The sequence below is a fragment of the Cellvibrio sp. genome, from assembly GCF_053579595.1.
In genome coordinates this window covers 1-10,070 of record NZ_JBRFPI010000144.1, presented here as the reverse complement: position 1 = coordinate 10,070, position 10,070 = coordinate 1, and the positions used below count along the sequence as shown (strand labels likewise).

The 10,070-nt window shown below is 45.2% G+C and carries 11 protein-coding genes; all 11 read right to left on the bottom strand.

Annotated features, from left to right (window positions below; genetic code table 11):
* Positions 1-178: 178 nt before the first annotated feature.
* Positions 179-2,158 carry a hypothetical protein gene (locus ACWA6V_RS10640; RefSeq protein WP_449522468.1) on the bottom strand — a complete coding sequence of 660 codons (1,980 nt, stop codon included), beginning with the start codon at positions 2,156-2,158 and terminating at the stop codon, positions 179-181.
* 120 nt (positions 2,159-2,278) lie between these two features.
* On the bottom strand, positions 2,279-2,785 hold the full coding sequence (locus ACWA6V_RS10635) for a hypothetical protein (RefSeq protein ID WP_449522467.1): 507 nt from the start codon (positions 2,783-2,785) through the stop codon (positions 2,279-2,281).
* Positions 2,782-3,396, bottom strand: a complete 615-nt coding sequence (locus ACWA6V_RS10630) for a hypothetical protein (protein WP_449522466.1) — start codon at positions 3,394-3,396, stop codon at positions 2,782-2,784. Before ACWA6V_RS10630 ends, ACWA6V_RS10635 begins: the two co-directional genes overlap by 4 nt.
* A complete protein-coding gene (locus ACWA6V_RS10625; protein ID WP_449522465.1) occupies positions 3,386-4,489 on the bottom strand; it encodes a hypothetical protein in 1,104 nt (367 codons plus the stop codon). The genes ACWA6V_RS10630 and ACWA6V_RS10625 overlap by 11 nt, the downstream gene beginning before the upstream one ends.
* A complete protein-coding gene (locus ACWA6V_RS10620; RefSeq protein WP_449522464.1) occupies positions 4,440-5,534 on the bottom strand; it encodes a type II secretion system protein GspK in 1,095 nt (364 codons plus the stop codon). The genes ACWA6V_RS10625 and ACWA6V_RS10620 overlap by 50 nt, the downstream gene beginning before the upstream one ends.
* Positions 5,521-6,198: a prepilin-type N-terminal cleavage/methylation domain-containing protein gene (locus ACWA6V_RS10615; RefSeq protein ID WP_449522463.1), complete on the bottom strand. Its 678-nt coding sequence runs from the start codon at positions 6,196-6,198 to the stop codon at positions 5,521-5,523. The genes ACWA6V_RS10620 and ACWA6V_RS10615 overlap by 14 nt, the downstream gene beginning before the upstream one ends.
* On the bottom strand, positions 6,125-6,556 hold the full coding sequence (locus tag ACWA6V_RS10610; RefSeq protein ID WP_449522462.1) for a PulJ/GspJ family protein: 432 nt from the start codon (positions 6,554-6,556) through the stop codon (positions 6,125-6,127). Before ACWA6V_RS10610 ends, ACWA6V_RS10615 begins: the two co-directional genes overlap by 74 nt.
* Positions 6,557-6,563: 7 nt before the next feature.
* Positions 6,564-6,968, bottom strand: coding sequence for a pilus assembly FimT family protein (locus ACWA6V_RS10605; RefSeq protein WP_449522461.1), 405 nt, complete (start codon positions 6,966-6,968; stop codon positions 6,564-6,566).
* Positions 6,965-7,414, bottom strand: coding sequence for a type II secretion system major pseudopilin GspG (gene gspG / locus ACWA6V_RS10600; RefSeq protein WP_449522460.1), 450 nt, complete (start codon positions 7,412-7,414; stop codon positions 6,965-6,967). Before gspG ends, ACWA6V_RS10605 begins: the two co-directional genes overlap by 4 nt.
* A 22-nt stretch (positions 7,415-7,436) precedes the next feature.
* Positions 7,437-8,642 (bottom strand): type II secretion system F family protein, encoded by a 1,206-nt coding sequence (locus tag ACWA6V_RS10595; protein WP_449522459.1) that lies wholly within the window; start codon positions 8,640-8,642, stop codon positions 7,437-7,439.
* The coding region (locus ACWA6V_RS10590) for a GspE/PulE family protein (RefSeq protein WP_449522458.1) at positions 8,639-10,070 on the bottom strand (1,432 nt) is incomplete at its 5' end. The genes ACWA6V_RS10595 and ACWA6V_RS10590, both read right to left, overlap by 4 nt.

Sequence of the window (10,070 nt, the reverse complement as noted above, 5' to 3'; positions counted from 1 at the left end):
AATGCCAATTCTTCCTCGTGTTGCTCTATGTTGATATGCAATAAGAAGTAACAGAAAGGTTAAAAATTGGACTCTTTGTGTTGGGGGGGCAGGTTTTAAGTTTGCTTAGGTTATAGATAGCTGCACAGGGCGAGTGCACAGCTATTCTGGATCGATAGGATTAGTTGTGTAATTGGAGTTATTCTTTAGTGTCCGCTGGCTTCTCTATTGACATTGAGCTGCGAAATGCCTTGGTAACTGCTTCTGCATCCTTATTATTCTTTATTACATAGGGGGTGATGAGAATAATAAGTTCTGTTCTTTCGGTGGCGCGCTTGGATGAAGTGAATAGTATTTTCCCGATCACCGGAATTTTGTTGAGGTAAGGAATTTTGGTGCCTCCATCACTCTCGGTGGTGTTAATCAGGCCGCCTACTAATATTGAGCCACCATCCTGAATTGTTAGCGCTGTAGATATGCTGCGTGAAAAAATGCTGGGTGTAAGGCTGTTGTCGGTATTTAGGTTAGTGCTCAACTCCTGATTAAGGGATAGATCGACTTGTCCTCCGGCAAACACTACTGGTGTTACTGATAAGCTATTGCCTGTTTTGCGATATTGGTTGAGTTGGGTAACTGCGCCCCCTGCATCCGGGTTGGTAATTGTAGATGCCTGGATGGGAATGTCGGTGCCAACGTTAATGTTCGCCTCTTCACCGCTTCGCACTAAAATTCTGGGGGTTTGCAGAATTTTTACCTTGCTGTCGCTGTTTAGCAGATTCAATACGGCGCGAGCTGAGCCTGAGCTGTTAATAGGGAAATATTGTAGGCCGGAGCCATCTTTTCCCGTAGAAAATGATACGGTTTTTGCCAAATCCGCACCAAATAGGCCCGAGCTGAGATTGTTGGCCGCCCAGCTAACGCCATAGTCCAGGGAATCGGATAGGGATACCTCAGCGATGATTACTTCAATCAAAACCTGCAATGCTTCTTTATCAAGCTGTTCAATAGTAGGGAGTAAACTCATCCACTCATTATTTGTGCCGTAAAAAAGAAGGGCGTTTCTTGCAGGGTCAACAACCAGCTGATTATTGCGCGGTGCTGCGCCAGTGTCTTTAGCTCCATTTGACTCAGCTGTTGCGCTGATTGAGGGGCCGGTGCGGAGTTGATTTATGGTTTCTGCAATGCTCGTCGCAGAGGTTCTTTGCACTTCATAGTAGAAGGCGCTCTCTCCTTTGGTTTGTTTAAGTGGTTTATCCAGCTCTTCAACCCATGATTTTACAAAGCTCAATATGTTGGGGTCGGCAGCAAAGGTGATAATGCTGTTGGTTTCCTCAATAACGAAGAAGTTAACGGTGCCGTTTTGCCCAACGGTAGCGTTATAGCCTTGCGCTTTTAGCATCTCTACTAAACGCTGAGCGAGCTTGTCGGCACCGAGGTAACGAGGCTCTATGCGGATGCTATTGCGGCCCCGCATTAGAGGCTGGTCTACAAGCTTTACTACTTCGGCTGCCTGTTTTACCACTTCTAATGTGCCCTGTAACCACACTGCGTTGCGCGCAGGGTCTGAGCGAAATGTGGCTTTTTGGCCTTCAAATGCCTGGCTTAGCCAACTGACCGCCTGCTGCGCCTCAACAACGTTTAAATTCATTAAATAAAAAACGGGTCGGTGCGTTGTGGGTACGTTAGGTAGTGCATTTCCACTAACAATAAGCGGCGGTTCGGTTCTGGCCCCTGTGGGAGAGTAGTTAAATTGAAGCAGCTCTCCGTCTGCTTTAATTGATATGCCATAGGATTCAAGAACATTGGCTCCCGCTTGATATAGCTCCTCGGGAGGTAGTGGTGAATCTATCCGCAAGGTGACAAGGTCTTTTAGGTTGCTGATTTGTGGATCCAAATGAAATGAGAGTCCAAGCAGATTGCCATAAACTTCATTAATAAATTCCGGTAAGGGTAATCCTTCAATATTCAGTTTGCTTGGCTTCCCGGTGAGGGGGATCTTATTTTCAAGTTGGAGTGCGCTAGTAACAAGTGTTTTGGCTGGTTGGCTGGGTAAGTTGCTGAAGCGCGTTTTTGTTTCCTTTGAGGGAGAGTTTTGAGCTTCAGTTGATTCGGTTGAATCTTTGGTTATGTTTTTTTCAGAGCTATATTTTCCATCTACCAGTGTTTCCGGGATCGACATATCGTAAGTGCGAATTGGGCTGCAGCTTGTTAAAGTGCCCAATATAAGCAGGCTAAAAGCAAATTTTATGCGCTGTGCAGAGGTGGTCAGGTTGAGATTTATGTGAGTGTTCATGAGTTGTTACTGGATGCCGTTATTTGGGTTTTGGTAAAGGGTTCGTTGATTTTTTGCGTCTTCGAATTCGTAATAAATTGCCTGTTCTGTAATCTCTATTAGAAGCTCATTATTCGGCAAGCTATCACCTTGAAACAGGCGCAGTATTTCCAATTTGCTTTTTTCCGGATTTAACACTTCTATAAGTGCGCAGAACTCATTGCCTTCCTTGATGATCCCTTTGAGTTTCCAGTCTTTCAATGTTGTCGGGTTCTTGTTGGTGGAGTCATTGATGTTGTTGGCCTTTGTGGTGGACCATATATAATTATTTTTTAGGTAGGCCGCATCTTCCGCTGTTGTCTGTGCGGATACAAACTCTTCCGCTTGCCAGATATCAGCTTTGGATTGTATTTCGATCAGCTCTATTGCGGGTTTTAGTGTGATATAGGCTGTGAGCACCACTAGGAGTGCGGCACCTATTGGCAGCACTTTTGAAATGCGGTTTTTGTTGAGGAGGGCTAGCATTGATTTCATTGCGCAGCAGCACTATTGTTATTTGTGATTTTGAAGTAGCTCACAATAAGCAGGCTCATTCGTGTTTGCCGTGCTTGGCCAAGCTCCGCCCGTTCAACAACTAAGTATGACGGGTGCTGCTCTATTTGGGCAAGAACATTGATTGTTTTTTGCTCGTCGAATAGTGCATCTACTTTCGCCGCAACTCTGTAAATTCCTGGAGTGCCTGTCATTTCGGTCGGGGCGTCCACATCAATGCGTGTACGACTTAGCTTTTCATTGGATGCAAGATCTGAGAGCCAATTTTGCATGGTAGCTTGAGCAATACCCGGTGATTTTGCTAATGCGATTTTTGTGTTTAGTTGTCGTTCTAGTTCTTTACTTTGCTCAGCTCGGGCGGTCCAAAGGTTTTCGCTCGCTGTTCGCGTGATTTTGGCTTCGTTTTCTAACGCAGCAGTCAGTTCGCTAGTTAGTGCGGCTCGGTAATCTGTTAACCACCATAGGGGCTGCGAAATAAGGATAAAAAGTACAAGCCCGATCCCTAGGCGTAGATGCAAATTTTCTGAAAGCTGTAGCTTCGCCTTTTCTGCTTGCAGCTTAAGCTCTCGCTTGAACTCCTGTTTATCTAGCATGATGGGTTCTGATGATGAGGATGAATTTATATTGATTGTTTTGTGGCGCTTTATCGAGTGATGCGGAAATGACAAAAGGTAGCCCTTCCAGAGCCTGTAGCAATTTGAGGGTCTGGATTTTATCACCTTCGACAATTATTTCTAGTTTATCTAGAGCATACATCCATTCTTTAAGTTCCGCATTTTGGTCCTGCATTGTTTTGCTTATATTTGCAAGCAGGGCCCTTTGTTGAGGAAAGTCTACAGCTTTCAGTAATTCTTTAATGTTTTGATTGATTGAAATGGCTGTTTCCCGGGCTTCCAATACAGGGTTAAGTTTTTTTGAGGCGATCTCTATTCGCGTCTCTACATTGCTAATGGCAATAAGTGTTATGACAACTGCGGTGGCGTTCCATAATATACCGGCCGCGACTACGGTAAGACCGGCGCCAAAAACCCAAGGTTCCCATTTTAAGGTTTGCAACAAGGGGATGACTTTATTGCGGTTGCCCCATGGCCTCGCTGATAAAGGTATTTCTTCTGGGTGTATTGATGATTTGCGCAAGCGCTCATGTAACTCGTCGGGACTGGTATTTGAATTGGAGGGAAGGGAGATTCCCCTTATTATTTGCAGCCATGTGTCTGTGCTTGGTGGTGTCGCCAGCCATTTTTCAGCCAGTAAAAGTTCCTTTTCCCAGATTTGACATATGAATCCGCCATCTATAGATGCGATGCATGTAGCTGATGACTGGTTTTTGGGGTAGAGAATCGATTCTGGAATTTGTTCGACCACCGTAATGCCCAGCTCTGCTATTTTCTCCTGAGCATTAGCGTTATCCCAAATCCATACCATAGCTTGAGTTTGATCCCAAGCTATATATGATGCAGTGGATGAAAAAGGAGACCAGCGTTGGATAAGCAAGTTGAGCGCTTGGGCGCGATGTTTTTTTGGCGTGCGACTAAGATTAAAAACTTTATATAGACATTGGCTGCGCCCTATTACCCATTGTCCTCTGATGGTCTGCTTTTCGGGGAGCTGAACTTCATCCTTTAGTTGAATATACCTACTGATCGAAAAGGTTTGTTTGAGGCTTGACGGGGTTAGTCTTGACATAGTGGGTAGGTAATTTTAAGGAAATATCGCTGGCAATCAACCAGGGCGCGCCGCGACTGGCAACATTGTTTAATTCTATACTAACCTCACGATCAAGTCGCGCTCCTTTATGCCAAAAGTGAATGCGTAAGGTTGCGCTAGGTAATACTCTTATGATATCGAATTGGTCGGTGAGCTTTTGTTTGCTGCGTGCCTCTGCGTCTAGTAAATGTTGGAAGGGGGCATTTTCGCGGGCTTCAACGAGTGCCTCCGCTTGCGATTGAGTGAGGTTAAGTGCAATAACAAGAGCCTCTTTCGAGGCTGTATTGATATTAATGGCCGCTTTTCGGGAGGTGGTAAGATTGTCGAGGAGGTTAGGTGTTTCCCAAAGTTCTTTCGCCTCTTTCCATCCAATAATACGGCTTAGTTGAAACCGTGTTAGTAGTAATGAATTAGCTGGGGGGGGGAGTTTTTTTTGAATGTAGTGGTAGCGTTCTGCACCATTTAACCTGTGAGCATCATCGAAATCTTTAAAATCTAGTAATTTATCAATGAGGTCGGTGCTTTTCGATACGTCATAACCTAGATAAAGCAACATCAGGTAAAGGCCTGTGCTGTTGGGGGTGTTGATGCTCAGCAGTCCCGATTCATCTACGATGCTGAAATAGGCTGATCCGGTACCTTGATAAGCTGTGCCATCCAATCGTAATTCATTGCCGGTTGGTTGGGTAAGTCCTGCCCCCATATCATCTTCAAAAGCTGGTGCTCCCGATAAGAAGTTGTCTAAAGATATGTTTAATTTCTGCTCTGTTCCCTGTGGCGTCGGTACAGTGAGTCCTCCGGCAGACATGCCTTGCGTGCTTAATAGATAAAATAGTGTTGCCTCGGTTGAGGCTATATCAATGTCGCCTTGGGTGTAATTGTGTTGCTCTTGTGCGGTGGCAATGCCTGCCTCAACCCATTTGGCAAAAACTGCGGCTGCAAGCGCTAAAATTGCTAGCAGCCATATAGTGCCCACCAGGATAAATCCTTGTGGGTGTGTTATGAACGGTTTAGTTGAATTCATAAGTTTCTACGGGCGGAGCGCGCGTGTTGCTGACGGAGATGTACCAAAATACGGGCTCTTCGGATGACGAGCTTAATAGTATTCCTTTAGGTATGTTTTTATCACCAGGGTTTGATGGCCATTTATCATAAAGCTCTCCGTCATGGCCAAGAAACTGAAAGCGTAGGTCGTTGGTATCCCAGTTGGCAACTATTGTTTTGGGCACACTTTCCGAAGTATATGACAATTGTTGGCCGTGCTCGGTGTTTTCAACATGCCATGATGTGTTTGTGGGAATACCCACGTTGCCTGTCAGGTCCATCAGGGCAGTTCCTGTTATTGTGGTGCTTGTTCCTCGAAAAGCAGCTTGGTTCTCGTTAGGTGCTGTTTCAATAAACGATCTTGTCACTTGCCTGAACCAAATTTCTTGAAGATCGTGAATTTGATTATTTATGAGCTGGCGCTTTAAACGATCTTGTAAATTTATAGTGAACGAGAAGCCTTGCATTACCAAAGAGCCTACAAGTCCAACCAAAACAAGCACGACCAATATCTCTAGGAGTGTAAAGCCATGTGCCTGATTATTGGAGTAGGCATTTGCTTTGTCGCTCTTATTGAAATATGGGGCTAATCTCGCCTTTGTGGCCAACGAGCCGTAACTTAATGCTGCCGATAAACTCATCATTTTTCTCAATCTTTACTTCTGTTTGATAAAGTCCGACAAGAAAATCATTTTTTGAGCCGGTCGTAGACTTTCCTTCCCGAATTGGTTCAATTAAGTCTGAATTCCATGTAAGTTCATATGGTCCCAATTGTTTAATGCCATTGGGTACGCTCATAATATTTAAATCAGAGATATATTCAGCAGCGTTGCGGCTGATGCTATCTTTCTGATAGTTGCGCTCAATTTTATTGACGCTAACCAAGAGTCCGTTGATCCATGAAAAAATGGCAAGGCCGAAAGTTGCCACCATGGTAATGGCTACTATGGCTTCTAGCAGAGAAAAGCCTGCCATCAAGTCTTTAGGTTTGCTGAGGTGCATAATTGAGTTACTCGATAAGTGCAGGTTTGCAAAATGGCGGAGTGAGTTGAACGGTGATGACTTTAGTATATCTGTTGAATTTAACCGTTCCTCCACTACAGAATCCCAAGGAGCTGTAGGTAACACTTTTAGCCGAGGTATCAAACTCCCAATTTTCAGGCAGCGCTATCAGTTGGTCTTTTCCAGCTGTTAACGCTTCAGCAAGGCTTATCTCTTGTCCTTTTGAGAATGCTTTGTATGGTATTGTTCCTAGTTGAAAAAGTAGGTCGTCTTTTTGAAGTGAAAATTCCATAGCATCATACATTTTGGTAAGTCTGGGTGTCGCCATCCCCATAATAATACCCATGATGGCGAGTACGACCACTAATTCGAGCAAGGTGTAACCCTTGTGCGAGAATGTAGAGTGTTTCATTGTGCTGGAAGGTAACCTACATCGGCGTTGTAGTCTTCACCGCCTGGTTGGCCATCTGCACCCAATGAATAGAGTTCAAATGGCTGCTCCTTGGATGGAGCTAGCTTGTAGATGTAAGGGCGGTCCCATGGGTCCATAGGAACGCCGTCCTCTACATAAGGACCATCCCATAGAGAGGATGTATCTGAAGATTGGGATTTTTCCGCAAGTAACTTGAGGCCCTCTTCGGTTGTTGGAAATCTATTGATATCAAGCCTCATCGTTTGTAATGCCCCTTTTAGCATTTTGACTTGAGTTTCAGCTGTTTGCACCTTTGCTTTGTCTGCCTGCTTAAAAAGTCTGGGGCCTACCAAGCCCATTAGTAGCCCTATGATAACCAGGACAACTATCATTTCCAAAAGGGTAAAGCCTGCAGATGTTCTGGGGTATAAGCTTAATTTTTTCATGGAGCCTTCTACGTATGGGTGATTAAACAGCAATATCATTGGCGCTGGTAATTGCTAAAACAATTCCTAGGATAATTGTACCAATAGCTGATCCGATAATTAATATGGCTAGCGGCTCAATAAGTGATAACAAGCTTTTCATGCGGTTCCTGCTGGCTTGGTCATATAGGCGCGAAACTGACGCTAATGTGGCTGGTAGCTCCCCCGCTTTTTCTCCTACGCGAACCAAATTAATCGCTGTTGGAGTTATAACTTGTTCCTGCTCAAGCGCAAGAGATAGCGATACCCCTCCTTTTACTTTCTTTATCACCTGGGACATTTTTAGTTTTCGCCAAGGGATTCTTGATGCGCGTGAAGCTAGCGAAAGAGCGGTCATTAACGGTACTTTGTTCGAGAGTAAAACTCCTAACATTTTCGCCCATACAGCGATGTCGCTTTCATTAATCCAAGAGCCTAGAACAGGGGTTTTGCTCGCATAGTTTAGGGTCATGATGCGAAAACCACTATGTTTCCATAGGGTTATTGAGCCCGCAATAGCTATTCCTAGCAGGACGCCCATGAAAATTTTATTATCGTTGACCCATGTGCCGGAGTTCAAAACAAGAGATGCAAGGAGCGGTAATTCCGAGTCCCCGTCTAGTAGCGAGGAGAATTTCGGTACGACAAACAGGAACATTATGCCGACTGCCATTATGCCCGAGAGTACCAGTATTGCAGGGTATATGAGTGCATTGCGGGTGTCGCTACTGAGTTGCAGATCATACTCCATCTGCTGTACTCCTTGCTCTAATGCGTCGGCTAGCTTTCCGGTCAATTCACCAGCTTCAGCCAAATAATAGATGTATTCGGGTATGGGAAGCTTTACGCTTTTGAGTGTTTGCGTGAACGACGTGCCGCCACGCAATTGTCCAAGCATGCTTTCGAAGGCAAACAACATACCCGCTGAATGCCCCGATTTACATTGTGATTCAATCGCTTCGTGAAGGCCGACTCCGGCTCTTAACATGGTTACAATTTCGTAGAGGACCAGAATAAGTTCCTTGCGTGAGACGCCTTTTGCGCTTGTATGTTTATGAGGAGCTGTCTTTTGGCTGGTCTCGTCTAGCTTGATTAATGTTAATCCTCGCTCTTCGAGTTGGCGTGCCGCGCTGCGATAATCAGGTGCTGTAAGAGTTCCTGATGTCAATTGACCGGTATCGTCGATCGCTTGATAGCTAAAGTTAATCATGTGTCTAAGCTAGCTCTGCTGCGAGTGATACGTAATACCTCTTCTGTGGTGGTCAATCCTTGCATTGCTTTTAATAGGCCATCTTCTCGCAAGGTTCTAAAGCCTTGCGATTTTGCAAGTTGGTACATGGTTTCGGTGGTGGTGTGCTCAAGTATCATGGCTTGTAGGGCGGGTGTGACATCAATCATTTCATAGATGCCTACTCGTCCTTTGTAGCCAGTCATTTGGCACTTCTCACAGCCTTTGGCTTGGTGCCAATTCTCTGTGATATTAAGTTGTAATTGCTCTGCAAGTTCTGATATCTCGTCGGCTATGGCTGTTGGTCGAGCAGATGGTTCACTGCAGTGTGCGCACAGACGTCGCACCAGTCGCTGTGCTTGTGTTGCGATAATAGGAGTGGCGACCAGAAAAGGTTCTACGCCCATATCAATTAATCGTGTGAAGGCGCTAAGCGAGTCATTTGTGTGTAATGTTGATAGTACCAAGTGTCCGGTAAGCGCCGATTGAATGGCGATTTCGGCCGTTTCGAGATCGCGTATTTCTCCAATCATAATTACATCGGGATCTTGACGCAAAATAGACCGAAGTGCGCTGGCGAATGTTAAGCCTATATCGGCATTTGCTTGAATTTGTGTGATGCCCTTGAGCTTGAACTCAACAGGATCTTCAACCGTGATAATTTTCTTATCGTTTTCGTTGGTCTCGTCCAGTGCGGTATAAAGTGTGGTCGACTTTCCGGATCCGGTAGGGCCGGTTACCAATACGATACCGTGTGGTTCTCTTACCCAGCGTTGCATCTGTTTCAAGTGGTCGGGAAAAAGACCGAGATGAGTAAGGTTGAGGCGCGTGCGGTCTTTGGGTAATAGCCGCATTACAATAGATTCACCAAATACACCGGGTAAGGTGGATACGCGAATATCCAGATCCATACCGCTGGCCCGAGTTGATATGCTACCGTCTTGAGGAAGACGGCGCTCGGCAATATCAATATTGGCTATCAGCTTAACTCTTGAGGCAACCGCATCGAACTTATCCCTTGATAGTGTCATTCTTGTGGTAAGCACACCGTCAATTCTGAAGCGAATTTTAAAGCTGGTCTCTTCTGGCTCCAGATGGATGTCAGATGCGTCGTTATCGACAGCTTGGGCAAAAACGCTTTTAACCAGCTCTACAATCGGAGCCTCTTCTGCAAGCTCTCTTAAGTAGCCGGAGTTGCTGCTGGCGGAGTTCAGTCTATCTATACCTGATATGGCGTTTGAAAGAACATCGAAATCTTGAGGCTTAATCAAAAATGGCTGCAGTTGGTTTGGTCTGCACAAAAGTTCCAAGGCGGAGCAGAGTGTTTCTGAAAATGGGTCTTTCGCGGCATAATTAATAATTGAGTCTTCTCTGTCAGTCCAGAGAATGGCTTGATGATCTAATAACCAG

Coding starts and splice junctions, on each gene's coding strand:
- ACWA6V_RS10605 (WP_449522461.1), bottom strand. CDS start 6,968: ATGAAACACTCTACATTCTCGCACAAGGGTTACACCTTGCTCGAATTA.
- gspG (WP_449522460.1), bottom strand. CDS start 7,414: ATGAAAAAATTAAGCTTATACCCCAGAACATCTGCAGGCTTTACCCTT.
- ACWA6V_RS10625 (WP_449522465.1), bottom strand. CDS start 4,489: ATGTCAAGACTAACCCCGTCAAGCCTCAAACAAACCTTTTCGATCAGT.
- ACWA6V_RS10640 (WP_449522468.1), bottom strand. CDS start 2,158: ATGTCGATCCCGGAAACACTGGTAGATGGAAAATATAGCTCTGAAAAA.
- ACWA6V_RS10620 (WP_449522464.1), bottom strand. CDS start 5,534: ATGAATTCAACTAAACCGTTCATAACACACCCACAAGGATTTATCCTG.
- ACWA6V_RS10635 (WP_449522467.1), bottom strand. CDS start 2,785: ATGAAATCAATGCTAGCCCTCCTCAACAAAAACCGCATTTCAAAAGTG.
- ACWA6V_RS10610 (WP_449522462.1), bottom strand. CDS start 6,556: ATGCACCTCAGCAAACCTAAAGACTTGATGGCAGGCTTTTCTCTGCTA.
- ACWA6V_RS10630 (WP_449522466.1), bottom strand. CDS start 3,396: ATGCTAGATAAACAGGAGTTCAAGCGAGAGCTTAAGCTGCAAGCAGAA.
- ACWA6V_RS10595 (WP_449522459.1), bottom strand. CDS start 8,642: ATGATTAACTTTAGCTATCAAGCGATCGACGATACCGGTCAATTGACA.
- ACWA6V_RS10615 (WP_449522463.1), bottom strand. CDS start 6,198: ATGATGAGTTTATCGGCAGCATTAAGTTACGGCTCGTTGGCCACAAAG.